The organism is Paraburkholderia rhizosphaerae (genome assembly GCF_004366595.1).
Taxonomy (GTDB): domain Bacteria; phylum Pseudomonadota; class Gammaproteobacteria; order Burkholderiales; family Burkholderiaceae; genus Paraburkholderia; species Paraburkholderia rhizosphaerae.
Map to the genome: position 1 here is coordinate 37,407 of NZ_SORE01000002.1, position 26,030 is coordinate 63,436.

Sequence of the window (26,030 nt, forward strand, 5' to 3'; positions counted from 1 at the left end):
CTTCATTCGGAGAGTGGGTCGGCTAGATCGCCACCGGCCAGTGCAGCCTGTTCCGCTTCCGGTATCGCGTCGCGCGGCAAACCGCCGGCGGGTTCGATGCGCCAGATCGCGAAAGGCCGTGTATTCGGATCGAGTTGCACATGCTGCCAGCGGCCATGCCACTGGAATCGCTCGCCGTTCATCTGATCGATCACGTCGACGCTCGCATGATCGTGCAGTTGCCAGCGATTGAATGTCGCCCACGAGAGTTCGATGTCCGCACCCTGCTGATTGAACGGATCGAGATTGATCGCGACGACGATCACGTTATCGCGCGCGTCGGTCGCCTTCTCGAAGAACAGGATGTGGTCGTTGTGCGCGGGCAGGAACGTGAGGCCCAGATGCGTATGCAGCGCGGGGTTCGTGCGGCGGATGCGATTCAACGCGGTGATCTCGCCGACGATATTCCCCGGCCGGTTCCAGTCCCATGCACGAAGTTGATACTTTTCCGAATCGAGGTATTCCTCGCTGTTCGGCAACGCCGCGGCTTCGCACAGTTCGAAGCCGCTATAGACACCCCACAGCCCGGACAGCGTCGCCGCCAGGGCGGCGCGGATCACAAAGCCCGCGCGACCCGACCATTGCAGATGCCGCGGGTTGATATCCGGCGTATTGACGAAGAAGTTTGGCCGGAAGAAATCGCGCAGATTCGTCTGCGTGAGTTCGGTCAGATACTCGGTGAAATCGCGCTTCGACTCGCGCCATGTGAAGTACGTGTACGACTGCGAGAAGCCGACCTTCGCGAGGCGCGCCATCACGCGCGGCCGCGTGAATGCTTCCGATAGAAAGATCACGTCCGGGTGACGCGCGCGCACATCGGCGATCATCCATTCCCAGAACGGTAGCGGCTTCGTGTGCGGGTTATCGACGCGAAACACACGCACGCCCGCGTCGATCCAGAACAGGATCACGTCGCGCAGTGCGATCCACAAATCGGGCTTTGCATCGCGCGCGTAGAAGTCCGGGTTCACGATGTCCTGATACTTCTTCGGCGGATTTTCCGCATAGCGCAGCGTGCCGTCGGGGCGCCACGCGAACCATGTCGGATGCTCCTTCAGCCACGGGTGATCGGGCGAGCATTGAATCGCGAAATCGAGCGCGATCTCGAGGCCATGGTCGTGCGCGGCGGCGAGCATCCGTCGGAAATCGTCGAGCGTGCCGAGCTCCGGATGCACAGCCGTGTGGCCGCCCGCATCGCCGCCGATCGCATACGGACTGCCGACGTCGTCGGGGCCGGCCGTCAGCGTGTTATTCCGGCCTTTACGGTTCGCTTTGCCAATCGGGTGGATCGGCGGGAAGTACAGCACGTCGAAGCCCATATCGCGGATGCGCGGCAGTTTGCCGATCACGTCGTCGAAGGTGCCGTGGCGGTGCTCGTCGTCGCTCATCGAGCGCGGGAAGATCTCATACCAGCTCGCAAAGCGCGCAGCCGCGCGTTCGGCGTCGATTTTGTAGATCGCGCCATCGCGCGATAGCGAAGGCCGGTGGCGCGCAGCCGCGACGGCCTGCGCGGTCGACGGCGCGAGCACGATCTGCAGACGAGCGGCGGTATCGGCCTTGGTGAACGTCTTGACCACCTGTTCAAGCGGTTTCGGGTCCGCACCGCTGTCGCTGGCCGTTTCGACTTCGGCAAGCACCAGCGCAAACAGATGCTTTGCTTCCTCGAGTTCGAGATCAACCGGCTGGTCGGCCTTCAGCTTCTTCTGCATATGGTCGACCAGCGACGCGAAGTCGTCCCGCCACGCGATTACCGTGAACTCATGACGGCCGACCCGCTCGAGCGGAATGTGCGCTTCCCACAAGTCGTTGCCGGCCGGTTGCGCGGGCGTCATCGAGGCTTCGTGCCACGCGGTTTCATCGGCCGCGCGCCAGATCACCGCGGCGGCAATCTTGTCGTGCCCTTCGGCAAAGATCGCGGCGCTCACCGGCACGCGCTCGCCGACCACGCGCTTGGCCGGAAAGCGCCCATAGTCGACCGATGGCGTCACGCTTTCGATCGCGACGCGCGGCGCCGCGATCGCATCGAGCACGGTTTTGTGCGCGGACGTCTTGCTGGTGCGCTTGTCGACGGGCGGCGCAAGCACCACCGGCTTGTCCGGCACCGCGGCCAGCAGTTTGAAGCCGGCGGGCGCGACAGCAAACGGCTTGAGCGGTGCAGGCGGCGTGTTCGCATCGCCGTGCAGCGGCACGAAGCGCGTGAAATTGCCGGGCACGCCGTCGAGGAAGCGCGCGGGGTCGCCATACACCGGTACGCTCAACTCGGGATTGAACACGGCCAGCAATGCTTCGTTCGCATCGCGCAGATCGCGTTGATCGCCGCGCAGCAGGACCGCGAGCGGCGCATCGGGCGCGCTGAGCACGCGCAGCTCGCCGGCGGTCTGCAACGTCCAGGTGTCGCGTTGCAATGCGTTCGCGTGCTTCACGTGCTGGCTCAGATCGAAGCGCCGCGCGCGGCATTCGTCCGCAAACGCGCGCGGATCGCCGTGCAGATACGACATCGGTTCAGCGACACCGTATTCGAAGCCCATCGGCATCATCCAGCCGGTGCCGATCGTGGTCGCCGCGGCGAGCGCGCGCCGATACACGCGTTCGACGATCGTCGCGTCGTGCGTATCGGCGACGTCGTGCACGAGGCGCGTGCCATACGGCGCTTCGGGAAACGCAACGGGTGCGCCGACGCGCGACAGCGCGTGATGTTCGTCGATCATCCATGGTGCGCGGAAGTCCCACCACCGCGACGACGAAAACACGCTATCGAAGCCGGCGCCTTCGAGGCTCAACAAATCGGCGCGCGTAAGGCCCGGCGTCGCCGCCAGAAAGCGGGTCGACGCATGCTGCTCGCGCACGCCGGCGCGCAGCCGTCGCCAGACCGACGCCGGTACGCGATGCGGCGAATCGAAGCGGAACCCGCCGATGCCGGCTTGCGCGAGTGCGCGCATCACCTGTGTCCACCAGTCGATCAGCGACGCGCACGCTGCGCCGTCGAAGTTCGCATACGCGACGTTGTCTTCGTGTCGCGCATGGCGAGGATCGAGCCGCGCTTCCTCCGGCTCGAACGGATGAAACCAGTCGCGATGTGCGTTGAACAGCGCGCCGTCGGCGGCGACCCGGTCGATCACCAGATCGACCAGCAGTGTGAGGCCGTACTGGCGCGCGAATCCGGCAAGGCGTTGCAGCGCGTCGGCGGCCGGCTGGCCGTTGCCGAACACCGGGTGCAGTTGCGCGTGATCGCTGACGATCTGCGTGTGGCCGGCCGCGCCGGGTTTGAACAGCGCGCCGATCAGGACATGGTCGAAGCCGAGTGCGGCGGCGTGTGCGAATTGAGCAGACCACGCGTCGAGCGGACCGACGAGCAGGGAGTGAACAAAGTAGATCCGCGGCGCATAGGCGTGGGGAGCTTCCATCGATCGTTTCCAGATTCGTCTTGCCGCGGCGTGGATGCACCGGATGTGCGATCACAGCCGCTTATTGGGCTTTCAGAGCCGGATGCCGCGCGATGCTAGAGCGACGGCGCTTTTGAGCATGGGCAAGTGCTGCCTGTTTCCGTTGTCACTACGTCGGGTCCGACTGACTGGCTACTCGTCACAATTTAGTGCATCAGGCGGCAGGACGCCTGGCGGATTCGCAACCCCGCTTGCAGCCGGGCACGGTGCGCCATTTCCGCCGCGTTGCCGGGGCCTGACATCCGGCGTCCGCGCTTCGGCAATCGGCACCGGCCACCCGGGTGCGCCGAACCCCTCGGCAAGAGCACGCCATGGGCGAGCAAGCGTTATGCCAATTGGCGGGCGGGAAACGGCCCGCCTGCATCGAAAGCGCGCGGAATGCGCGGCCGGCAAGGCATCGCGCAGACTCGCAAATAAAGTGTGGCGCCGCGCGATGCCGGATGCAGCGCTGGCGGCGTGTAAATCGGGAGAATAGTCGGCCGACTCTTACATACGCGGCCGCGCGGGGGTGACCGCTGGCATCACCGCTCGTGCGACTCGCGTCACGAGCCGAGTAACCCGGCCGCGATATTGATGCACAGACCGAGAATCGCGACATTGAAATAGAACGACAGCACCGATTGCGCGAGCGCCACGCGGCGAATCTGGCGCGATCTCAGTACGACGTCGGATGTCTGCGAAGCGACGGCAATCGTAAAAGAGAAGTACAGGAAGTCCCAGTAATTCGGATCGAGCTTGTGATCCGGAAAGAGCAGCGCGGTTTCCTTCGTCGTGCCGCTGAAGTAGAGGCGCGCGTAGTGCAGCGTGAAGATCGTCGGAATCAGGAACCACGCGCCGATCAGCGTCAGCGCGGTCAGCACATAGTGCGACACGCCGGGCGCGACGGTTGCGCCGCCACCGCCTTTCGCTGTCGCGAGTTCGAGCACGATCGCGGCGATGCTCGCGATCGTCGCGACGCTGACGATGATCAGCACGACACCGTCGTTTTCGTCCTCGCGCACCGCCAGATCGCGGACCTGGTCGTGATCCGCGCGGGCCATGTGAATCCAGATCAGCAAGAGATAGATCCACACGGCCGCATCCCAGCCGATCAATGCGCGCGCGGTCGGTTTGACGGGTGACGGCAAGAGCAGCAGCGCGATCAGCAGACCGGCGACGGCCGCGATGACCATGCGCGGCCGGTTGCGTAGCACTTGCGGGTACAGGTTCATTAGAGTCTTCGATAGGTCGGGCGCGAATTCTACCGCGCAGTGCAGGGCCGCATTGCAACACTCCATGCGGACCGATTGTCGAACGGCCGCGCGGACGTTATATTTCCCCGGCACAGTTTTACGCAGTCCGCTTGCGGGAGGCTTTCAAGCGAAGCTTTCACGCAACGGCGCAGATCAGAGACCGCTTCATTCAAGCGGCACAGAGACCACGCATGGCAAGTACTGGGGCAGACGGCCCGTGAGCAACGCGCTTCATTGTGCGCATCACGGACCGCAATACGAACACGATCCGGAGCCCCTATGACAGATGCTGAAATGCGGAACGCACGCGCGCGCCTACCTCGCGCGGTGCGAGCGACGCATTCAGCGAGCCGCCGCGCGTGGCTCGCCGGCGCTTGTGCGTCCGCTGCCGCGCTTGCGGCCGGCTCCGTCGCCCCTCTCGCGCCCGCGTACGCGGACACGCTTCCTCCCGCCGGCGGCGGCTTCGACGCATTTATCGCACTGTCACAGAAGTTGACCGGCCGCACCCGCTTCGACCCGGTGCTCGGCAAGCGCGCGTATGAAGCGCTATCGAACGCGGACAACCGGTTCACGCAGAACGTCGCGACGCTCAACAGCTGGCTGCTCACGCACGGCGGCGTGCCATCCGATACGGTGATCGCCGCATTGCAGGCCGATACGCCCGCGCTCGCCGCCACAGTGACTGCGATCGTGCGCGCGTGGTATCTGGGTCTGGTCGGCGAGCCACCGCATGCGCGGGTAATCGCCTATGAAAGCGCGCTGATGTTCGATCCGGTGAAGGACGTGCTGACGGTGCCGTCCTATTGCCGCGACATCCCGTTCTACTGGTCGCAGAAACCGACGAATGCGTGAGTCCGCGGATATCGTGGTCGTCGGTTCGGGGGTCGCGGGCAGCCTCGTCGCGCATCAGCTCGCGCTGGCCGGCGCTTCCGTGCTGATGCTCGAGGCGGGGCCGCGCGTGCCGCGCTGGCAGATCGTCGAAAACTTTCGCAACTCGGCGGCGAAGGCAGATTTCGCGACCGCTTATCCGTCGACGCCGTATGCTCCGCATCCGCAGACCACACCGGCCAACAACTATCTGATCCAGAAAGGCGACGATCCGTTTCACGCGCAATATCTGCGCGTGGTCGGCGGCACCACGTGGAACTGGGCGGCCGCCGCGTGGCGGTTGCTGCCGCAGGACTTCCAGTTGCAAACGCGTTACGGTGTCGGGCGGGACTGGCCCTATCGGTATGAAACGCTCGAGCCGTGGTACAGCGCAGCGGAAGTCGCGCTCGGCGTGTCGGGCCCGGATGCATCGGTCGACCTCGGTTCGCCGCGCTCGCAGCCGTATCCGATGCGCGCGTTGCCGCTGTCGTATATGGATCAGCGAGTCAGCGACGTGCTCAACGCGAGCGGTTTTCAGGTCGTGTCCGAGCCGGTCGCGCGCAATAGCCGCCCGTACGATGAAAGACCGACCTGCTGCGGCAACAATAGCTGCATGCCGGTTTGTCCGATCGCCGCGATGTACAACGGCATCGCGCATGTCGACAAAGCGGAGCAGGCGGGCGCGACGCTGCGTGCGCAAGCAGTCGCCTTCCGCATCGAAGCCGATAACAAAGGGCTGATCACCGCAGTGCATTACAAGGACCCAAACGGCAACAGCACCCGCGTCACCGGCAAACTATTCGTGCTCGCCGCGAACGGAATCGAAACGCCGAAGCTGATGCTGATGTCGACATCCGATGCTTTTCCGCGCGGCATCGGCAACCGTTCCGATCAGGTCGGCCGCCATCTGATGGACCATCCGGGCACCGGCGTTTCGTTTCTCGCGAACGAATCGTTGTGGCCGGGGCGCGGGCCGATGGAAATGACATCGGTGGTCAATTTCCGTGACGGCGCGTTCCGTTCGGATTACGCGGCGAAGAAGCTGCACGTGTCCAATGCGACGCCGACGCTCGCGATTACCGCGTCGCTGCTCGCGGGCGGCTTGACCGGCGCCGAGCTGGACCGGCAGATTCGCAACCGCGCGGCGCGTCTGGTGACGATCAACAGCATGCACGAGCCTTTAGCCGATCCGCAAAACCGGATCGTGCCGTCAACGGAACACAAGGACGCACTCGGCATCGCGCGCCCGGAAATCCACTACTCGATCGGCGACTATGTGAAAAAGAGCGCGGCCGATACACACGATCAGTACACACGCATCGCCGCGCTGTTCGGCGGCACTGAAGTTGCGTACGACGATAACTTTGCACCGAACAACCACATCATGGGTACAACGATCATGGGCAGCAAGGTTGCCGATTCCGTTGTCGATGCGGATTGCCGCACGCACGATCATCCGAATCTGTTTATCGCGGGCAGCAGCGTGATGCCGAGCGCCGGCTCGGTGAATTGCACGCTGACGATCGCCGCGCTTGCGCTTCAGCTTGCCGACAAGCTGAAGCGCGAACTTTGAGCCTGCCCACGGAGCTTCCGACGATGACGAATCCGACGTCTCGCGTGCGGCCGGCTGGTGCGGGCGGCGACGCGTTGCGCGAGCAACGGCTCGCGCAGCAGCGGCGCTTGCAGCGGCATCGAGTGGTCAATATGGCGACGCTGGCTGCCGCGTTTTCGTTGTTCGCGTTGTATATCGCGTGGCTCGAAGTGCACGGCGCCGATGCGGTTCGCAACGATGAGTTGCCGATGGCGGTCGCGGCCGCGCGCGGCCCCGCCGAACTCGACGGCGCGGATAGCACCGAACTCGCGAAACGCGGCGAGTATCTCGCGCGCGCGGGTAACTGCTTCGGATGTCACACATCCGACAGAAGCCGGCCATTCGCCGGCGGGGTCGCGATGAACACGCGCTTCGGCACGATCTACACGCCGAACATCACGCCGGACGCTGACACCGGTATCGGCCAATGGAGCAACGCAGACTTCTTGCGCGCGATGCACGAAGGGGTCGGCAAGACGGGCGAGCGGCTCTATCCGGCGTTTCCGTATCCGTCTTACACGAAGGTGATGGACCGCGACGTGCTGGCGATCCGTGCGTATCTGAATACGGTCGCGCCGATTCACAGCACGCCGCCTGCCAACGCGTTGAGGTTTCCGTTCAACCAGCGCTGGCTGATGTTCTTCTGGAATCTGTTCAACTTCGACGAGGGCCGCTTCGTTCCCGATCCGAAACAGAGCGCGGAATGGAATCGCGGCGCGTATCTGGTCGACGGGCTTGCGCATTGCGGCGAATGTCACACGCCGCGTAATTTCATGGATGGTTTGCAGTCGCGCGAGCGATTATCCGGTGCGACGCGCGCCGGCTGGCACGCGTTCAATATCACGCCGGACAAGCTCAGCGGAATCGGCGACTGGAGCGATGCCGATGTCGTCGCGTATCTGTCGAGCGGAGTCGCGTCGGGGCGCGCGAATGCGGCGGGGCCGATGGCGCGGGTCGTCGAGGACAGCACACAGTATCTGTCCGGTGAGGACTTGCGCTCGATCGCGGTTTATCTGCGTGCACTGCCGCCGGTGCGCCGCGCGGACACGCAGCCGCGCGACACGCGCGGCGTGCCAGCCACCGATGTCACCGCGTTGCGTGGCGCTGCGATCAACGGTGTCAACGGCGCGCAGCTTTTCATCGCGAATTGCGCAAGCTGTCATCGCTGGACCGGCGAAGGCATTGGCGCAAGCGCACCGGGCGCGTATCCGCCATTAATTCACAACAGCGTCGCTGGCGCGACCGATCCAGCCAATCTGGTGATGGTGATCCTGCAGGGTGTCAGCCGTAAGACACAGCAAGCGGAAATATTGATGCCGTCGTTTGGCAATCAATTGACTGACGTGCAGATTGCTGCTCTCGCCAACTACGTAACGGCGCGATTCGGCAATCCGCGCGCGTCGGTCACCGCGGTGCAGGTCGAACAACTGCGCAGTCAGCAACAGTAACCGACTTAATGAACCGTTAAGAAATCGTCGGCACGATTTGCCGTTGCGCGACGGTTCAATGTGCAACTCGTCAATTGGATGTAGAGTCAAAAATGCGTTTTAAGATCGACAGCGCTCATACAGGCGGCGTGTCATCGCACTATCATCGAAAGATGGAGCCCACTCTGGTCACTACCGTTCAACATCACCCGGTAAATCGGGTCGGCCGGGACTTTGTCATCGGCGACCTGCACGGTTGCGTCGACGCCTTGCGCTATCTGCTGCGCGAGATCGTGTTCGACCCCGCGCGTGACCGCCTTTTTTCTGTCGGTGATCTGGTCGACCGCGGCATGCAGTCCGAAGCAGCGCTCGCGTTGCTCGACAAGCCGTGGTTCTATGCCGTACTCGGCAATCATGAAGATACGTTGTGCGGCGTCGCCGAAGGGCGCTTGCGGCGCAAGTGGTGGTACGACATCGGCGGACAGTGGGGCGAAAACTTGTCGGACGAAAGATTGCGCGACTACGCGCAGCGGTTGCGCCTGCTGCCGCTCGTGCGCGTGGTCGGTACCGGCAGCGAGCGGTTCAATATTTTGCATGCCGAGTTTTTCGGCACCGACGCCGAACTCGATCGCGGCGACTTTTCGACTGCGACACGTCAGCGGCTTTTGTGGGGACGCGACCTCGCGTTAGGTAACTACGATGCGACCCGTGTGCGCGGGTTGTCGACCACTTATTGCGGACACACGCCAGTGCGCGAAGTGGTGCAAGTCGGTGCACAGGCGTTTATCGACACCGGCGCGTTCGGGCCGGGCGGCAAGCTGACCGTCGTCGAGGCGCGCACCGCGCAGCGCTGGTCGGTGAGCGTCGATATGGCGCGTGCGGGAGGCGCCGCGGCGCTTGCGTTTCCTTGATCGGCGGATCATCCGCTGTTGCGCGGGTCAGCCGACCTGATTCAGTTCGAACACCACGTCGATCTTGCTGCCGTTCCAGTTGTACTCGAGGTATGCCGCGTGATGGCAATCGCGTAGCAGCGTCGTGCGGAACGCGGCAAGACATTCGCCGGCGGGGTCGCGTACCGACGGATAGACGATGCCAGGCGCGCTCGCCGCGCGTACCGCGCGACCCAGCGCCTGTCCGGCGGTGTAGTCGGACGCAGACAGCACGGCGGGATCAAAGCGGGCGAGGGTATCCGGCATGCGTTCCGTGCTCTCCGGACACTCCGCGCGCGTGCTGCCAACGCTAACGGCTCCTGTCACAGTGCGCGCGCCGTTGCGCAGATCGACCACATCGCCTTCCGCCAGAACCGTGTACAGCCGCATCTGCTGACGCAACGGCGGCTCCTGCGTGGCCGAGAGAAATAACGCGGAGTGATAGCGCGTTTCCGCAATCGCGGTCGCGCGCGACGCCGCGCAGTAGAACACGCCGTAGGTGCCATCCGAAAAACGGCTGCCCAGCGGATTCAGATGCGTGAAAGCCGCCATGATTGGCCCCCAGCCCGGACCAAAACGGCGTTCGTCGCGCGGCACGAGATCCAGTTCGCCGACTTCGGTGCGTAACCGGTCGTTGGTCATCGCTTCGAGCGCGTACAGCGCGTCGAAATCTTCGGGCGATGCGACGCGATCGAACAGATTGACTGCTGGAAAGCGCGTCGGCACGACGCGATAGGCGGGCAACCACGTGAGCGGCGACGCGGGCCAGCGTTCCTGCCATTTCGATTCCGTCACGCCCAGCCGCCTCGCATTGCGTCGAGATACTGGCGCACCGCGACCAGATCGCTGATGTTGCCGGCCAGCAGCCGGTCCAGCGCACGACGGCCGCCGAACGGCGGCGCGCTGTTCGGGCGCTTGATCCACGCGTCCGCGGCAGCCGGTTGCGGCAGCAGAATTTGCAGCGATTTGTAGATGCCGAGCAGCAGCGACAGCCTTTCGAGCGTATCGCGCGCGAGCCGCGCCGCTTGCGGCTCCTGCTTCCATTTGAAGAACGTCGAACGTCCGGGCGAGCCGAGCAGCACGATCTGCTCGTCGGTGCTCAGATCCCAATCTCGCGCAATCGCGAAGAATGCGCGCAAGCCGGCCGCCGACATGCTGGCAAGCGACGGGTCGGACTGGCTGCGCCGTGACGGTCGTGCGGCGCCGGAACGGGCATCGGAACTATAGGCGGCTGAAGGCATGGATAAAGTCCTCAAATGAACTTTACATCAATCTTAGTCCATATGTGGATTTATGCAAGCGGAGTAACGCGAAAAGATGCCGAGGGACGACATCTTCATACGACACGGAACGGGCTCGCGCAGTACGTGATCAGCGCGGCCCGAGGCCTGCCCGTCACCCGATCGTGTCGACCACGCCGCCATCCACGCGCAACGCCGCGCCGGTCGTCGCGGACGCTTGCGGCGAACAGATGTACACGACCATATTCGCGACCTCTTCCGGGCTCGCCGCGCGGCGGATGATCGACGTTGCGCGGTGGCCGATGACGAATTCGTCGGCGGCCTGCTCGATCGTCTTGTTCTCTTTCTGCGCGGTCTCTTTTAGCATCTCACGCACGCCGTCGGTCAGCGTCGGGCCGGGCAGCACCGAGTTCACGGTTACACCGCTGCCGGCCGCGTACTTCGCGATGCCGCGCGCAATCGACAGCTGCGCGGTCTTCGAAAAGCCGTATGCGAGCATGTCCGCCGGAATGTTCAGCCCCGATTCGGACGAAACGAACACCACGCGTCCCCAGCGGCGCTCCATCATTCCCCTGAGATACGCACGCGTGATGCGCACGCCCGACATCACGTTGATCTGGAAGTAACGCTCCCATTCATCGTCACCGGTGGCGAAAATGTCGCTCGGGCCATAGAAGCCGAGGTTGTTCACGACGATGTCCGCATCCGGCACTGTCTTTACGAACGATTCGCATCCAGCGCGGCTACCGAGGTCCGCCGCGACGCCGCGAACCTTCGCACCCGACGCGTTGCCGCGGATGGTTTCGACGGCCTCGTCGACGGTGCGCTGATTGCGGCCGTTGATCACTGTGTCGGCACCGGCCATCGCAATGCCCGTTGCAATGGCGAGCCCGATGCCTGAAGTCGAGCCACTGATGACCGCGGTCTTGCCGGATAGATCGATTTGCATGGGTGTCGTCTCCTCCGAAGTGGGGTAGTGACCCAGCGACGCGAACTTAACGTACGTCAAGCACTTCGCTCGACAGGCCAAAAATTATTCTAGGTCCGGCGTACGCTGCTTGTCAGAATGCCGTGCAGTGCGGCGTGACGCTCGCCATGCCGCGCGTGTACCATCGATAACGCACCAAAGGCCGACGCCGGGCCATCCACACCATTCGCCACGCTTGGAGTGTCCATGGGTCGTGTGCTGGAAATCGTGCTGAATCTTCCGGAGCCCACGGTTCTCGCGTGGCTCGAACAACAGGGGCAATCGCCCGAACGAATCGATACCGCGCTCACCGAAACGCTCGATGCGCTGCCCGGCTTCGAGCGCACCGGCGAAGACGTCGCGCCGCGCATGCTGATTGGCTTCGACTTCAAGCGCAAGCTTGCGGATGGCGGGTGGCGCGTGACCACCGAAACGTTGGACGGCCGGCGGCGCGCAATGGCGTCGCATCGGGAAGCACATGCGCCGGGCGTGGCGATTTGCCACGTCGTTTGCGATGCGATGCTTGAACCGGATGCGATGCTTGATCCTGCACCTGACACCGCGTTCGAATCCGCCTTCGGCGATGCGCCCGCTGCCCTCGCACAAGTGCTTGCGGATGCCGGCAAATTGACGACCGTTGCGACGCTCGAAACCAGCCGCCGGATCACATGGCGGCGACAGACCGCACGACAGGTTGACGTCGACGTCGCGCTGGTCAGCATGCGCTGCACATGTCCTGGCACCGATGCTTCGCCTGCGCTGCGCGAATTGCGCATCACCACGCAATGGCCGGATGACGAAGACGACGCAGGCGAACCCGAAGCCGAGCCGGTCACCGACGACGCAGTCCGCGCACTATCCGAACCTGTGGACGAAGCCACGCACGAAGCCACTTCACCCGCGCGACCCGTGCCGACTGCCGAATCCGCATTGGCGGCGCTGTTTGCGGTGGCCAACGAACTGGTTGCCGCGTTGCCGGCTTTCCCGGTGCTGGCCGATGCGTTCGACCGTGTATGCCGGGTCGATATCGCACGCGACAACGCGCCGGCGCGCGCAAGGCCGCTCGATCTGGGCGGTGCGCGCACGCCGCATCGGGCGCTGCGTGTGATCGAACGCAACATCGCTGAGCAATGGTTCGGCAACGAAGCGGTGGTGCGCGATGCGCCCGACGTCGAATTCATCCATCAGATGCGGGTCGCACAGCGCCGCTTGAAAACGGTGACGAAGATTTTTCCCGCATGGGTCGACGGCGGGTGGACCGCGCGTATCGAGCCGCGTCTCAAACGGCTGAGCGATCTGTTAGGCGAGGCGCGCGACTGGGACGTGTTCGCCGATTCAACGCTGCCCGAGCTCGCTGAAGCGGACGTCGATGCCACCTCGTGGAACGCGACGCGCGACGCGGCCAATCAACGGCGCGCCGACGCACGCGCTCACGTTCAACAGGCGCTGCGCTCGTCCGCTTATGCGGAACTCGTGCTCGCGTGGCTCGAGTGGATCAGCGATCTCGCGATGCGCGGCACACCCGAAGCGGTGCGCGGCCGTTCGCTGCGCGGCTACGCGAAAAAGCGCGTCGCGAAGCACTATGATCGAGTGACGCGCGACACGAAGCTGACGGCGCTCGACGATGCGTCGCGCCATCGTGTTCGCATTCAGGCGAAGCGCCTGCGCTACGCGCTCGAGTTTCTTGAACCGATCATTACGCACAAGACACGTCGTGATGTGGTGAGGACGTTGTCGCGTGTGCAAAGCGTGCTCGGCGACGGTAACGACGCTGTCGTCGCGTTGCATTTTCTCGAGCAACTGGACGTGCCGCCGTATCAGCTTGGCTTCGCACGAGGCTGGTGCGAAGCGCTCAAGCGCACCACCGCGAAAGAAGGCGAGCGCCTACTGGGCGATTTGCGCAAGCCGAAGATTGCGAGCGGTGGCGCGGGCTGAACTCAGGCACAACCGCTATAATGCGTCGACCCTTCATTTAGTTGCATACACAACCATGATCCAATCCTCCTCAGACGAACCGGGGCGAGAGACGCTCGAGCTCGCTGGTTCGGTGTGGTTCAAGTCCGGCGAGCGGACACTTGGCGGCGCATCGCGCATTGCGCTTCTTGCTGCGATTCATGAAACCGGTTCGATCACCGGTGCGGCGAAATCGGTCGGCATGAGCTACAAGGCCGCGTGGGACGCGGTCGATACGATGAATAATCTGGCGGGCGAACCGCTGGTCGCACGTTCGACCGGCGGCAAGGGCGGCGGCGGCACGACGCTCACGCGTCGCGCGTTGAGCCTGATCGACACGTTTCGCGCGGTCGAACGCGAGCATGGCAAGTTTCTCGAACGCGCGGGCGCGGCGATCGAGGGCTTCGCGGGCGATTGGGCGATGATCGGCCGTATTGGCATGAAGACGAGCGCGCGCAATCAGTTATACGGAAAGGTCGCGTCAGTCCAACGTGGCACCGTGAACGACGAGGTATCGCTCGCGTTGCCGGGCGGCCAGACAATCGTCGCGGTACTGACGCATGAAAGCACCGAGACGCTTGGACTCGCCGAAGGCGTTGCCGCGTTTGCGCTCGTGAAGGCATCGTGGGTCATTCTGCTCGTCGATGATGGACACACGTCGACGCAACTGTCCGCACGCAACCAGTTGCGCGGCACAGTGTCCGCGGTGACGCGCGGTGCGGTGAATGCGCAAGTGTCGGTGGCGCTCGATGCGACGACGGTTGTGACGGCAGTCATCACCAACGAGAGCGTCGACAAGCTTGGCCTCGCGGAAGGTCAACCGGTGGTGGCCGCGTTTAAAGCATCGAGTGTCATTCTCGGCGTGACCGGATGAGATCGCGGCGCGCTCTCGCGTACTAGAACGTACTGCGCGCGTAGCCCGGAAACGGCAACTGCTCGCGCACGCAGCCGTCATAGATCTGCACGACCTGATCGCCAAACGACGCAACATCGTCCGGGTCGTGCGTAATGAGCAGCATCGGAATATCGAGGCGCGTTTGCAAATCCGATAGCTCGCGGCGCATCCGGTTGCGCAGCGGGCCATCGAGTGCCGAGAACGGTTCGTCGAGCAGCAGCAGACGCGGCTTCGCAACCAGCGCGCGAGCCAGCGCGACGCGCTGCTTCTGCCCGCCCGACAACTGCACGGGATGATTCCCCGCGACGCTGCGCAGATCGAGCGCATCGAGCCAGTAGTCGACATCCGCGTGCGACACGCGCCGGCGCGGGTTCATCCAGCCGCCGTGCAATCCGAACGCAATGTTCTGCCGCACGTTCAGATGCGGAAATAGCGCATAGTCCTGAAACAGATACGCGAGCTTGCGCGTTTGCGGTGTCTGGTCGATCCCGCCCGCGCTGTCGAATAGCGTGTCGCCGTTCAGCGTGATCGCGCCGTCGTCGGGGCGCAACAGTCCCGCGATCGCCTGCAGCGTCAGGCTTTTACCCGCGCCTGACGGGCCGAACAGCACGACACGCTGCGCCGTCGTTGTAAATGACACGTTTAGCGTGAAGTGGCGTTCGGCGCTGGTCAGTGTCTTGCGGATATCGACGCAGAGCGGCATGTCAGCGGGACGTCATCAGCGAATGTTGCGGTACGAGGCGGCCGGCGAGCAGCAGGATCGCGACACAGGTGACGGAGGTGACCAGCACGAGTAAATTCGCGGTGCGGTCGTCGCCTGCCTGGACCGCCGCGTAGACGGCAACCGATAAGGTTTGCGTGCGTCCCGGCAGATTGCCGGCAATCATCAGCGTCGCGCCGAATTCGCCGAGCGCGCGCGCAAATGCGAGCAGCGTGCCGGCGAGAATGCCGCGCATCGCGAGCGGTAAGGTCACGCGAAAGAAGATCGCGGTTTCGCCGATACCAAGCGTGCGCGCGGCGCGCTCCAGTTGCGGGTCGACCGATTCGAACGCCGCTCGAGCGGACTTCAGCACGAGCGGAAACGCAACGACCATCGATGCGATCACTGCGCCTTGCCATGTGAACACCAGCTGAATGCCGAACCGGTCGAGCCAGCCGCCGACTACGCCGCGCCGGCCGAGCAGGACCAACAGGTAGTAGCCGAGCACGGTCGGTGGCATCACGAGCGGCAGCGTGAGCAGCGAATCGACGACATCCCGCGCGCCCGAGCGCCAGCGCGACAGCCCGAGGCCCGCGGCCACGCCGAAGATGAAGTTGAGCACGGTCGCCCAGCCGGCCACTTTCAATGACAGCAGAAGCGGCACCCACGCTTGTTCCATGGTGATTCGATAAGGGAGGTGGAGTCAGGCGGTCAGTGCGCTGACGCGGGTTTAAAGCCATGCTTCGCGAGCACCGCTTGCCCCGCCGGTGACAGCACGAACGCGATAAACGCCTGCGCATCGGTCGCATAACGGCTGCCCTCGACCCGCGCAATCGGATACGTGATCGGCGATTGTGTCGGCACGGTCAGCGCGACTTTCACGCGCTCCGGCATGATAGCCGCGTCGGTGCCGAACACGAAGCCCGCGTCGACTTCGCCGCGCGAAACGTAGTCGAGGCTCTGGCGCACATTGGTTGCGAGCACACCTTTCGGACTGACCGCGTCCCATACGCCTGCCGATTTCAGCGCGCCTTCCGCGTAGCGGCCAACGGGCACCGATGCCGGATCGCCATACGCGATGCGCTTCACGTTCGCCGCGGTCAGCGCATTGAGCGCGGTCGGCGCGAAGTGGCTGTCCGACGGCACGATCAGCACCAGCGAGTTTGCCGCGAAGTCCTTACGCGTCGCGGGCACGATCACCTTCTCGGCTGCAGCTTTGTCCATCGCCTTTTGATCAGCGGACGCGAATACGTCGGCGGGCGCGCCGTTCGAAATCTGCTGCATTAGCACATCGGACGCGCCGAAATTGAACAGCACCTTCGTGCCCGGATGCTGCTGCTCGAACGCATCGCCGACCGCCTTGAATGCGTTGGTCAGACTGGCGGCGGCGGAAACGGTCAGATCGTCCGCGTGCGCTTGCGCGCCGAATGTCAGCGCAACGGCGGTCGCGGCGAGTGCGCGCGCGAAAAAGCGAGAGAGCGGTCTCATGGGATTCGATAGCGAATGGGGAAAGGAAAATGAAATGGAACGCTATCGTAATATAGTCGAGGCTATAGCGATCGGCAATTTTGCTGTTCCATAGTGAGTCAGGACGCGGTGTGACACTGCGATGGCGGTCGTTGACTTCAGTCGACGGCGCTCAGACGGACTTGGTTCGCGGTGGCGCGATGGAATCGTGCGTACGCGACAACGGCGCGGGAATGATCTGACTGTGGTGATGGTTCGCTTTCCAGCGCGCGCGGACGAACGGCCGCGCATGACCGGACACTTTCATCGCAATGTGCTCGACCCAGCGGTGCGTCGGAATGTGAATATTGTGGAACGCGGCGATCAGCACGACGAGGCTCATCATCACCGGCAAGATCGACAGCGGGTTCCGGCTGCGGGTGGTGTGCCACGCGAGCCGGATAAATAGCAGCGCAGTCGCCGCGCCCATCACGCAGCCGAAGATCGCCTCCGACGGCGAATGTGCTTCGACCATCACCCGTGAAAAGCTGATCGCAATGCCGATGCAAAACCCTGCGACGATGCCCGCTACGCGAATCGCCGTGCGCGCCGGCAACAGGACGAGGAAACACGCGACCGGATAGATTGCGGTCGACATCATCGCGTGGCCGCTGAGTCCGGTGAAATCCCAGTCGCGCACGCCGATGCCCCAGCCGAGGAAAGCCAGCTTCGTGACGATTACGATCGACGCCGAGCACGCAATGAGCCCAATCCACCCGAACGCGAGCCGCGACGAATAGCCGACCGCGAGCCACAGCGCGATCGCAATCGTCAGTGGCAGCGTCACGCTGACGCCGCCAAGGCTGCTGGTCAGGTACCAGAAATGAAGCGGCAGATCGGGCATGGCAAAAATGCTGCGAAGTCAGGTGAAATGCGCCAAGACGGAAATCGAACCCATGATGCGGATTTGGCCGTTGCACAGGTGGTGAACGCGTATTTTATAAGTATAAAAAGCGTCGAAATGCCCGATATGTACGGTGGCGAGCCTGCCCGCCAGCAACGCGCAAGGTTCGCCGCGTTCTCGCGGCCCGTTCCTATTCGGTCGAACGATCGGACACCTGTTTCGTCGACAGCATCGCAGCGGGATTGATGTTATTGTGCAATGCACAAGTGGCCTCATCTAGGCAGACACACCGATCCCTTTTTGCGAGGTGTTCATGGCAAAAAGTCTGACAAAAATATGGCTCGGCGGCCTGAAACGGTTGATAGCCATCCAGAAAGAGCACGCGCGCGTGACGTCGAAGCGCATGTCCAGCCGGCCGGTAAGACCGGCTTCAACGCGGCCTCCCGTCAAGGTGCGCAAGACGGCGGTGCGCGATGCGCAGCATCCGGGCACGCGGGAATCGCGCGTGCGTCCGCGCGCGGCGGCGTGGGCGAGCGGCACATGGACGCGTTCGTTTCACTCGGCGCCAGCCGCGCCGGGCCGGCTCGTCAACCATTTGCAATACGGGCTTTACCTGCCGGCGGGCAAGCCGCAGCGAGGCGCACCGCTGGTCGTGATGCTGCACGGCTGCAAACAGACCATCGACGAATTCGCGGAAGGCACGCGGATGAACCTGCTGGCCGATCGTTATGGTTTTGCGGTCGTCTATCCGGAGCAGTCGAAGCACGCGCATGCGCACCGCTGCTGGCACTGGTACGACGTTTCCGACAATGCCGGCGGCGCGGAAGCGCGGGCGGTGGTGTCGCTCGTCGATGCGCTGGTCGACGAGTACGGGTTCGATGCGGAGCGTGTGTATATCGCGGGCTTGTCGGCCGGCGCGGGTCTCGCGTCGCTGCTTGTGCTGCGCTATCCGGACCGCTTCGCGGCGGTCGCGCTCCATTCAGGGCCGGCATTTGGCGAAGCACATTCGGGCATCACCGGGATGGATGTGATGCGGCGGGGCACGCGTCAGGACCCGGTCGCGCTAGTCGACCGGGTCGCGGACATCGACGCTTACCCCGGCATGCCGGCGATCATCGTGCAAGGCGAGGGCGATCGCATCGTCGCGCCAGTCAATGCTGATCAGCTCGCCAGTCAGTTTCTGCGGCTGAACCGGTTGGTCGACGCGAGTGGCGCGCGTAAGGCCGGCGATATGAAGGAAGAGCGCAAGGCGGCGGTGGTGACACGCGACTATGTGCGCGGCGGGCGGCGGGTCGTGCGCCTGTGCCGTGTGCAGGGGCTCGGTCACGCGTGGAGCGGCGGCGACGACGCGGTGCCGTTCCATTCGTCGAACGGTCCCGACGCGAGCAGCCTGCTGTGGGAATTCTTCCGGTATCAGCGTCGCAATCCCGCCCCGGAGGCCGTCAGCAAGGCCGCTTCGCGTTGAGTGTGGCTTTTACGGTTCTTTTTAAAGAAAAGCTGGCGCAGGTCTAGGGTTTTCCCTATAATGCAATGCAGCAACTAGGGGTAATCCCTTAGTTCTGAACCGATAGGGGTTGAACCATGTACCTACTGAGCCGTCTTTTCCTGTTCCTCACGAAGTCTTCGGATGAAGCCGCCAAAGAGCGTTACGACGCATACCTGTCGGAAGCGACTGATCTGTACGATCTCGAATTCCGCATGCGCAAGCTCGATCGCGAAGCGCAGCGTCGTCAACCGTCGTGGATGAGCCAGCATTAAGCGTTGGTCTGAGCGTGCGGCGTCAGCGTTGCGCGGCGGGTTGACCTGCCGGTCGCGGGTGCGCTCGCCGTCGCTCTTCGTGGCTGCGAGCGCTTAACCGGTCTTCTTGTGCGCGCGGCGTGAGCCTGCGCCGCCACCATCACCACCTGCGCCGGCGCCTGGCTTTGACGCGCCAAAACGCTCGAGCGTCCGTTGGCGCGCGTGCGCGTGGTCCACGATGGGCTGCGGGTAGTGAACCCCGAGCGTCACGCCCCACTCTGCGCGTTGCTCGTCGGTGGCGAGCCACGGCGCGTGTATCCACTTAGGCGGAACGTTTTCCAGCTGCGGCAGGTAGCGCTTGATAAAGCGTCCTTGCGGGTCGAATTTCTCCGACTGCGTGACTGGATTAAAGATACGGAACCACGGTTGCGCGTCGCAGCCGGTCGATGCCGCCCACTGCCAGTTGCCATTATTCGCGGCGAAATCGAAGTCGTTCAGCATCTCGGCGAAATAGCGTTCGCCGAGATGCCAGTCGATGCCCAGATCCTTGACCAGAAAACTCGCGACCACCATCCGCAGACGGTTGTGCATATAGCCGGTGCGGTTGATCTGCAGCATCGCCGCATCCACCAGCGGATAACCAGTCCGTCCTTCGCACCACGCGGCAAACGCGGCGTCGGCTGCGCAGCCATGCTCCCAGCGAATTCTGTCGAATTCCGCCCTGAACGGCGCACCGCTCGCGACGCGCGGATGATGCGCGAGGATCATGAAATAGAAGTCGCGCCAGATCAATTCCGACAACCAGGTCGCCGCGCCACCTCCATCCGGCTGCAACGATAGTTCGTGCGCGAGTCGCGCGAGCGTGCGAATCGATACCGTGCCGAAGCGCAGATGCACGGACAGGTAACTCGGCCCCGCGGCGGCCGGAAAGTCGCGTCGCTCGGCGTAGCTATCGATGCGGGTCAGAAAGTCTTCGAGCAATTGCTGCGCGCCGCTGATGCCGGGCGGCAGCTTCAGGTCGCGGAGATTGCTCGGTGCAAAGCCCAGGCGGCCAAGCGCAGGCAGACCGTGGTCGAGATTCGCGGGTGGCTTCGACAGGCTCGCCGCGTATCGTTCGACCGGATATGGCCTCAGGTCGAACGGTGTGAGTTGCTTGAGCCATGCGTTGCGGTACGGCGTGAAGACCGTGAACGGCTTGCTCTCGCCCGTTAGCACTTCATCGCGCTCGAATATCACCTGATCCTTGAAGGTGATCAGCTCGCGACTTGCGTCGCGCAGGCACGCAGCGACGGCTTGGTCGCGCTCGATCGCCGACGGCTCGTAATCGTGATTCGCAAATACCGCATCGACCTTCAGCCGGTCCGCCAGCTGCGGGATCAGCTCGCGCGGATCGCCATGGCCGACAATCAGCCCGCCGCCACCCTCGCGCAACGAGCGGTCCAGTTCGGCCAGCGACGCCAGAATGAAATCGATGCGCCGGTCTTGCGGCTTGTGGCCCGGATGTTGTTCATGCGCGCGATCGATTAGCGGCTGCAGGATCGTCGTATCGAACACGAATACGCATTGCACGCGCCGGCAGTGTTTCAGCGCGTAGTAAAGCGCGGCGTTGTCGCCGGTGCGCAGGTCGCGGCGAAACCAGACAAGGCCGTTGTCGAAGGAAGTGTCGAGTCGCCGTGCACGGGTCATGTCGGCGTTCAACGGCTTTCCAGATGCTCGTTGAGCGTGCCGCGCAACCGCGTCAGGTCCTCTCGCAGGCGCACGAGGAATTCGGGCGTTTGCTGGGTCGCCGTCGAAATCCCGCCGGGCACGTCGCGCGCTGCGCGCTTGAGTGACGTGCCGGCTTTTGTCAGGCGGATGTAGACCAGCCGCTCGTCGTCGAGGCCGCGTCTACGCTCAATGAAGCCTTGTGCTTCGAGGCGCTTGAGCAAGGGCGTAAGCGTCGCCGAATCGAGGTTCAGGCGCGCGGCGATGTGTTTGACCGTCATGTCGTCGTGCTGCCATAGCACCAGCATCGCGAGATATTGGGGATACGTAAGGCCGAGCCGGTCGAGCAACGGTTTGTAGGCTTTCGTCATCGCGAGGGAAGTCGAATACAGCGCGAAACACAGCTGGTCGTCGAGCGTAAGCGGTAATGCAGTGCGAGCGGGCATCATGCACCTCGCGAGAAATGAAAGTGCGCGAATCGATCGCGTGCAAATCATTGTCCTGCAATTGTGTTGCGCTGGCGAGCCGTGTTGAGCCGTGGCGTCGCGCGAAGCGCAGCGTGGAGCGGCGCGGCGTCGCGCGGCCGCCTGAGGCGCGCGCCCGCGAGCGTCGGTGACATAGAGGAGGACGCGTCTCGCTGTTGTCGACTGGCCGCGGGCTGAGCGCCGGTTGATCGCGCGCCGGTCGCGCGCCGGTCGCGGGGATCAGGCCGCGGGCGGCACTGGCTGCTCCGGTCCCTGTACGCCGAAGCAGCCGCGATAAGTCGCGTAGAAGGAACAATAGAGCATCGTCGTGACGATGATCGACGCGGGCATCAGTACGATCAGCGCGAGGTCGCCGGCGCCGAGCGCCTGCAGCAGCGCTGACAGTCCGAGCGACACGGTGATCGCAACAGCAAACCACAGCACGCCGTACACGATAAATGCACCACGATTGCGCCAGCAGCTGACGATACTGAAGAACATCGCCTTGACCGGCGGCACGTCGTGCCATGCGGAAAGAACTGGGGAGAACCAGAACAGCATCGCGACCGGCACATAGAACGCGAGCGCGGTCAGGACAGCAAGCGGCAGATTGCTGTTCGCGAGCGTTTCCTGCTGCATCGTTTCGCCGTTCAGCATCAGGCGCAGCAGCACACCGCCGTCGGCGAGCGCGGAGCCCGCCAGCACGAGCGCCATCGCAACGATATAGAGCCCGCCCAACAGCAGTAGCCGCCTTGCGACGGTTGCGCCATACGACCGGAAGCCGTCGACCAGAATAGTCGGGAACACCGGCTTGCCGGCGATCGTGTCGCGGCAAGCCGCCATAAAGCCGACGGCGACGCCAGGAATCAGCACGAGCGGCAGCACGCCACCAATCACCGGGATCAGCGAGATCAGCGTCATCGCGAGCAGGTACGCGAAGAACAGCGTCAGAAACGCGAGCGGGTTCTTGCGGAACAGCCAGATGCCCTGCCGGAACCATACATAGCCGGTCTTCGCGGGGACTTCGATCAGTTGCATGAGGTGTGAATACCAGGGAGTGCGACGCCCTGCAGGCGCTCGCGAAGAATGCGCTCGAAATGGCCGGGGTCGTGCGGCGTCAGCAGCTCGGCCGCGCGCGGCAAGTGGAAATCATACAGGCGCGAGACCCAGAAACGGTACGCACCCGCACGAAGCATATCGCTCCAATGGCGATTCTCCTCGGGCGTGAACGGGCGCACGGTCTGGTACGCGCGCAGCAGCGCGTCGACCCGTGCGTCGTCGAGGCGCCCGGTCGGCAGATCGACACACCAGTCGTTGACGGTGACTGCGACATCGAATAGCCATTTATCGCAGCCGGCGAAATAGAAATCGAAGAAGCCGCCGAGGCGCACGTGATGTCCGGTGCCGGGCGCCGCATCGGCGAACAGCGCGTTATCGCGGAACAGATCGCAGTGGCATGGGCCGCCGGGCATAGCCGCGTAGTCGGCGGATGCGAAAAATGCGTGCTGGTGCGCGAGTTCGCTAGTCAGTAGCGAACGCTGCGCATCGTCGACGAACGGCAGCAGCGTCGGCACGGTTTCTTCCCACCATGGCAGACTGCGCAGATTCGGCTGATGGTGCGCGAAGTCGCGGCCCGCGAGGTGCATGCGTGCGAGCATCTGCCCGACCTCGACGCAATGCTCGACGCCGGGCGCAAGTTGCGGCGCGCCTTCGAGTTTCGTGACGATCGCCGCCGGCTTGCCGTGCAGCATGCCGAACAGCGCGCCATCGTCGCGCAGCACCGGGTCCGGTACCGGCACGCGATGCGCGGCGAGATGCCGCATCAGATCCAGGTAGAACGGCAACTGACGGTCTGTCAGTTTTTCGAAGATCGTCAGGACGTATTCGCCGCCGGTCGTGGTCAGAAAGAAATTGCTGTTTTCAATGCCGGACGTGATGCCGCGAAATTCGACGACCTCGCCGAGATCGTAATGACGCAGCCATTGCGCGAGTTGAGCTTCGGTGACAGCAGTGAAGACGGCCATGCGGGAAACATCGGTCGGGTTGGTCGGCTGGCGCGGGCGGGCCACCAGTGGGGTGATCGGGGATTACAAACCGGGTGCGGGTACTGCGTCATGCGGATCGTACAGCGTGCTTGCGCGGCGGACCGGTTGACTGGAACGGCCGGAACTGGCGGCGCCGGCCGCGGCATGCGCACCCCGTGCGGGATTCGTTCAGTAGTGCAGGTTCACGGACGGCAGGCGCGTGGTCGGGCGGGCGCTGTCGTGGACTTGCGGCGACGTATCGGGCGGCGCGGTCATCTGATAGCGCGTGCCGAAGTTCGAACGCACGTCGATTTCAACGGGCTTGCCGCGGTCGCGGAATTCGGTGATCTCGGTGCCGTTGCCGCTGCGTTCATAGAAGCTCGGCGTGCGCGGCACGTTGATCTCGACCTTCGAGCTGACTTCCGCCGCCGGACGATTGATCGCGTCCAGATCCGGCAGGCCGGCCCGCTCGTTGGCGGACATCGTTGCCGTCGGGGCCGGCTGCTGCGCGGGCGGCTGCTGGTCGGCAGCGGGCTGCGCGGCGAGCGCGGCGCCGGACGCGGCGAAGGCCAGCGCGGCGGCGACGGAAAGGAGCGGCTTCATGATGATTCTCCGAAAGGTGACGCATTCTAACAAATAGGTTCGGCCGACGGCCGTCTACGCCTTATTTTGCGCCGCTTTCGCGGATTGTGCGCAGCGCGTGCGCGGCCTCACATTCGCCGCATGGTTGCCGCGAATCGGCGAGATACGGACCGGTCAGATGACGCGGGTTCCGTGATAATGTGGGTTCATCCAGCGAGGCACGTGAACATGAACTATGAGACCAATCAGCGCCTGGTACAGACGCCGGCCAGCGCGTACATGACCGAGGCGTTCGACGATGCCACCGCGGCTGTCACGCGTCTTTCCGCGATCTATGAAGCGAACACGTCGTTTCTGCGCGATGCGTTCGCGCGTTATCGGCGCAACGAAGCATTCGGGCGCCGCGTGCGCGCGTGCTATCCGTTCGTGCGCGTACGCACCGAAGTCAATACGCAAATCGATTCGCGCCGTTCGTATGGCTTCGTTGCCGGCCCGGGTGTGTTCGAAACCACGGTGACACGGCCCGATCTGTTCGGCAATTACTATCGCGAACAATTGAGGTTGCTGGCGAAGAATCATCACGTGGCGATTGAAGTCGGCGTATCTGATCAGGCCATTCCGATTCACTTCGCGTTTGCCGAGGGGATTCATCTCGAAGGCGATCTCGATCGCGACCGTCTGTTCATGATGCGCGACGTGTTCGATACGCCGGATCTCGCGCTGCTCGACGATCGCATCGTCAACGGCACGTATGAGCCGATGCCTGGCGAGCCGCATCCGCTTGCACTGTTTACGGCGGCGCGTGTCGATTTCTCGCTGCATCGGCTGAAGCATTACACGGCGACATCGCCGACGCATTTCCAGAACTATGTGCTGTACACGAACTATCAGTTCTACATCGATGAGTTCGTGAAGCTCGGCCGCACGATGATGACGCATACCGACGACGCGGACCTGCGCGCGTATCGCAGCGAGTACACGTCGTTCGTCGAGCCTGGTGACGTGACCACGTATAACGCGAATCTCGGCGAGCAGGCGGGCGATGGCACGCCGCCGCCGCGGTTGCCGCAGATGCCCGCGTATCACCTGAAGCGCGCGGACGGCGGCGGCATTTCGATGGTCAACATCGGCGTTGGGCCGTCGAACGCGAAGACGATTACCGACCATATCGCGGTGCTGCGACCGCACGCGTGGATCATGCTTGGGCACTGCGCGGGCCTGCGCAATACGCAGCGTCTGGGCGACTATGTGCTGGCGCACGGCTATGTGCGTGAAGATCATGTGCTCGATGACGATCTGCCGCTATGGGTGCCGATTCCGGCGCTTGCCGAAGTGCAGGTCGCGCTCGAGCGCGCGGTCGCGCAGGTGACGCAACTCGATGGTGCCGAGTTGAAGCGTGTGATGCGTACGGGGACGGTCGCGAGTGTCGATAACCGCAACTGGGAATTGCGCGATCATCGCGAGCCGGTGCAGCGGCTGTCGCAAAGCCGCGCGATTGCGCTCGATATGGAAAGCGCGACGATCGCCGCGAATGGGTTCCGGTTTCGCGTGCCGTATGGCACGTTGCTGTGTGTGTCGGATAAGCCATTGCATGGCGAACTGAAATTGCCAGGGATGGCTGATCAGTTTTACCGCGCGCAGGTCGATCAGCATTTGCAGATCGGTGTGGCGGCGATGGAACTGTTGCGAGCCGATGGGTTGCATCGGTTGCATAGCCGGAAGTTGCGGAGTTTTGCGGAGGTGGCTTTTCAGTAGGTTGGCGTTGACAGCGCAGGGCAGCGGGTCAAGCCGCGATGTTGGCCGGCGTGAACCGCTGCCTGCGGTATAGGCTGTTGATCAGAGCGTTACTTTGCTGCCTTTGCCGTCAGTGACTTGAAGGAACTCG

The 26,030-nt window shown here is 63.6% G+C and carries 23 protein-coding genes; 9 read left to right on the top strand and 14 right to left on the bottom strand.

The genetic code is table 11. The features are described from left to right. Positions 1-2: 2 nt before the first annotated feature. Positions 3-3,443, bottom strand: a complete 3,441-nt coding sequence (locus tag BX592_RS02285) for a maltotransferase domain-containing protein (protein ID WP_134190043.1) — start codon at positions 3,441-3,443, stop codon at positions 3-5. Between the two features lie 581 nt (positions 3,444-4,024). Then, complete coding sequence (locus BX592_RS02290; protein ID WP_134190044.1) at positions 4,025-4,693, bottom strand: DUF1345 domain-containing protein; 669 nt, start codon at positions 4,691-4,693, stop codon at positions 4,025-4,027. Positions 4,694-5,008: 315 nt separating this feature from the next. Between BX592_RS02290 and BX592_RS02295 the strand changes: the two genes are divergently transcribed. From BX592_RS02295 to BX592_RS02310, 4 genes are all read left to right on the top strand, one after another. Next, positions 5,009-5,566 (top strand): sugar dehydrogenase complex small subunit, encoded by a 558-nt coding sequence (locus tag BX592_RS02295; RefSeq protein WP_377681608.1) that lies wholly within the window; start codon positions 5,009-5,011, stop codon positions 5,564-5,566. After that, on the top strand, positions 5,559-7,154 hold the full coding sequence (locus BX592_RS02300; RefSeq protein ID WP_134190046.1) for a GMC family oxidoreductase: 1,596 nt from the start codon (positions 5,559-5,561) through the stop codon (positions 7,152-7,154). The genes BX592_RS02295 and BX592_RS02300 overlap by 8 nt, the downstream gene beginning before the upstream one ends. 23 nt (positions 7,155-7,177) lie before the next feature. Next, a complete protein-coding gene (locus BX592_RS02305; RefSeq protein ID WP_243849255.1) occupies positions 7,178-8,620 on the top strand; it encodes a c-type cytochrome in 1,443 nt (480 codons plus the stop codon). A gap of 152 nt (positions 8,621-8,772) precedes the next feature. Beyond that, positions 8,773-9,510 carry a metallophosphoesterase gene (locus BX592_RS02310; protein ID WP_134190047.1) on the top strand — a complete coding sequence of 246 codons (738 nt, stop codon included), beginning with the start codon at positions 8,773-8,775 and terminating at the stop codon, positions 9,508-9,510. 27 nt (positions 9,511-9,537) lie between these two features. Here the strand turns inward: BX592_RS02310 and BX592_RS02315 are convergent, their stop codons facing one another. The 3 genes from BX592_RS02315 to BX592_RS02325 all read right to left on the bottom strand — a co-directional run bounded on the left by BX592_RS02315 (position 9,538) and on the right by BX592_RS02325 (position 11,718). Further along, positions 9,538-10,323, bottom strand: a complete 786-nt coding sequence (locus tag BX592_RS02315) for an RES family NAD+ phosphorylase (protein ID WP_134190048.1) — start codon at positions 10,321-10,323, stop codon at positions 9,538-9,540. Continuing rightward, entirely contained in the window at positions 10,320-10,682 is a 363-nt protein-coding gene (locus BX592_RS02320) for an MbcA/ParS/Xre antitoxin family protein (RefSeq protein WP_377681607.1), read from the bottom strand. Before BX592_RS02320 ends, BX592_RS02315 begins: the two co-directional genes overlap by 4 nt. A gap of 241 nt (positions 10,683-10,923) precedes the next feature. After that, positions 10,924-11,718, bottom strand: coding sequence for an SDR family NAD(P)-dependent oxidoreductase (locus tag BX592_RS02325; RefSeq protein ID WP_134190050.1), 795 nt, complete (start codon positions 11,716-11,718; stop codon positions 10,924-10,926). 225 nt (positions 11,719-11,943) lie between these two features. Here BX592_RS02325 and BX592_RS02330 point away from each other — a divergent pair, with 225 nt between their 5' ends. Further along, complete coding sequence (locus BX592_RS02330) at positions 11,944-13,671, top strand: CHAD domain-containing protein (protein WP_134190051.1); 1,728 nt, start codon at positions 11,944-11,946, stop codon at positions 13,669-13,671. Between the two features lie 55 nt (positions 13,672-13,726). After that, on the top strand, positions 13,727-14,563 hold the full coding sequence (locus BX592_RS02335; protein ID WP_134190052.1) for a TOBE domain-containing protein: 837 nt from the start codon (positions 13,727-13,729) through the stop codon (positions 14,561-14,563). 22 nt (positions 14,564-14,585) lie between these two features. Here the strand turns inward: BX592_RS02335 and BX592_RS02340 are convergent, their stop codons facing one another. From BX592_RS02340 to BX592_RS02355, 4 genes are all read right to left on the bottom strand, one after another. Next, positions 14,586-15,287 (bottom strand): ATP-binding cassette domain-containing protein, encoded by a 702-nt coding sequence (locus BX592_RS02340; protein WP_134190053.1) that lies wholly within the window; start codon positions 15,285-15,287, stop codon positions 14,586-14,588. Position 15,288: 1 nt separating this feature from the next. Further along, positions 15,289-15,963, bottom strand: a complete 675-nt coding sequence (gene modB / locus BX592_RS02345) for a molybdate ABC transporter permease subunit (protein ID WP_134190054.1) — start codon at positions 15,961-15,963, stop codon at positions 15,289-15,291. A gap of 32 nt (positions 15,964-15,995) precedes the next feature. Beyond that, entirely contained in the window at positions 15,996-16,772 is a 777-nt protein-coding gene (modA, locus tag BX592_RS02350) for a molybdate ABC transporter substrate-binding protein (protein WP_134190055.1), read from the bottom strand. A 151-nt stretch (positions 16,773-16,923) separates the two neighbouring features. Then, positions 16,924-17,634 carry a phosphatase PAP2 family protein gene (locus BX592_RS02355; protein WP_134190056.1) on the bottom strand — a complete coding sequence of 237 codons (711 nt, stop codon included), beginning with the start codon at positions 17,632-17,634 and terminating at the stop codon, positions 16,924-16,926. 313 nt (positions 17,635-17,947) lie between these two features. Between BX592_RS02355 and BX592_RS02360 the strand changes: the two genes are divergently transcribed. Continuing rightward, the gene (locus BX592_RS02360) at positions 17,948-19,099 is read left to right on the top strand and encodes an extracellular catalytic domain type 1 short-chain-length polyhydroxyalkanoate depolymerase (protein ID WP_134190057.1); all 1,152 of its coding nucleotides are present in this window, start codon (positions 17,948-17,950) and stop codon (positions 19,097-19,099) included. 116 nt (positions 19,100-19,215) lie between these two features. Continuing rightward, positions 19,216-19,392, top strand: coding sequence for a DUF3563 family protein (locus BX592_RS02365; protein ID WP_134190058.1), 177 nt, complete (start codon positions 19,216-19,218; stop codon positions 19,390-19,392). Positions 19,393-19,485: 93 nt separating this feature from the next. On the opposite strand, the gene BX592_RS02370 is transcribed toward BX592_RS02365, so the two are convergent. From BX592_RS02370 to BX592_RS02390, 5 genes are all read right to left on the bottom strand, one after another. Further along, complete coding sequence (locus BX592_RS02370; protein ID WP_134190059.1) at positions 19,486-21,057, bottom strand: cryptochrome/photolyase family protein; 1,572 nt, start codon at positions 21,055-21,057, stop codon at positions 19,486-19,488. An 8-nt stretch (positions 21,058-21,065) separates the two neighbouring features. Next, on the bottom strand, positions 21,066-21,521 hold the full coding sequence (locus tag BX592_RS02375) for a MarR family winged helix-turn-helix transcriptional regulator (protein ID WP_134190350.1): 456 nt from the start codon (positions 21,519-21,521) through the stop codon (positions 21,066-21,068). A 258-nt stretch (positions 21,522-21,779) separates the two neighbouring features. Beyond that, positions 21,780-22,577, bottom strand: coding sequence for a BPSS1780 family membrane protein (locus BX592_RS02380; RefSeq protein ID WP_134190060.1), 798 nt, complete (start codon positions 22,575-22,577; stop codon positions 21,780-21,782). Then, entirely contained in the window at positions 22,568-23,563 is a 996-nt protein-coding gene (locus BX592_RS02385; RefSeq protein ID WP_134190061.1) for a homoserine kinase, read from the bottom strand. Before BX592_RS02385 ends, BX592_RS02380 begins: the two co-directional genes overlap by 10 nt. Positions 23,564-23,752: 189 nt before the next feature. Further along, positions 23,753-24,166, bottom strand: a complete 414-nt coding sequence (locus BX592_RS02390; protein WP_134190062.1) for a hypothetical protein — start codon at positions 24,164-24,166, stop codon at positions 23,753-23,755. 207 nt (positions 24,167-24,373) lie between these two features. Between BX592_RS02390 and BX592_RS02395 the strand changes: the two genes are divergently transcribed. After that, positions 24,374-25,900 carry an AMP nucleosidase gene (locus tag BX592_RS02395; RefSeq protein ID WP_134190063.1) on the top strand — a complete coding sequence of 509 codons (1,527 nt, stop codon included), beginning with the start codon at positions 24,374-24,376 and terminating at the stop codon, positions 25,898-25,900. Positions 25,901-26,030: the final 130 nt, after the last annotated feature.